Origin of the sequence: Nocardioides humilatus (assembly GCF_008373755.1) — a bacterium.
GTDB classification, from domain to species: Bacteria; Actinomycetota; Actinomycetes; order Propionibacteriales; family Nocardioidaceae; genus Nocardioides; species Nocardioides humilatus.
The window spans coordinates 1-455 of sequence record NZ_VUJV01000041.1; the positions used below are offsets into that span (position 1 = coordinate 1).

A 455-nucleotide genomic window follows, 5' to 3' on the forward strand; every position below is an offset into this window, starting at 1 on the left:
GTATTTAGCGGCCCTAAGGATTGGATACTTGTCTCCGGTACAGAGACCGCGGAAGTCATCCAATGATAGGTCCACAATAGCGACACCACCGAGATTCTTTGACTTGACGTAAGCAGCTTTCTGGCCAGCAGTATCAGGATCCTCGTATGATACCCAAATGCCACCCTCACCGTTGTCATCAGGAAGACGGAAGGCGTATGTTCCGAAACGCTTGCTGGGGTCAGTAACCTTCCTGAGGTGAGGACGCATTCCCTTCTGCTGGTTGGGGTTGATCAACTTACCGCAGACTTCTGGGTAACTGAGCAAACCTTCAGTCTTAACGTATGGTCCAGCTTCGCCGGGACCATCAGTGTGGATTGGAGGGACTCCCGCAATTTCGCTGTCAGCGTCCAGTTTCCAGGTACGACCGAAGGTCGCGATAGACAATACTATCTTTTGGCTTGGAGCACCGCTCG

General features: G+C 52.3%; 1 protein-coding gene. It reads right to left on the reverse strand.

Annotated elements, in window-relative coordinates; all coding sequences use genetic code 11:
* Positions 1-455: glycosyl hydrolase family 18 protein (locus F0U44_RS23945; RefSeq protein ID WP_223163810.1), on the reverse strand; the 455-nt coding region annotated here is incomplete at both ends.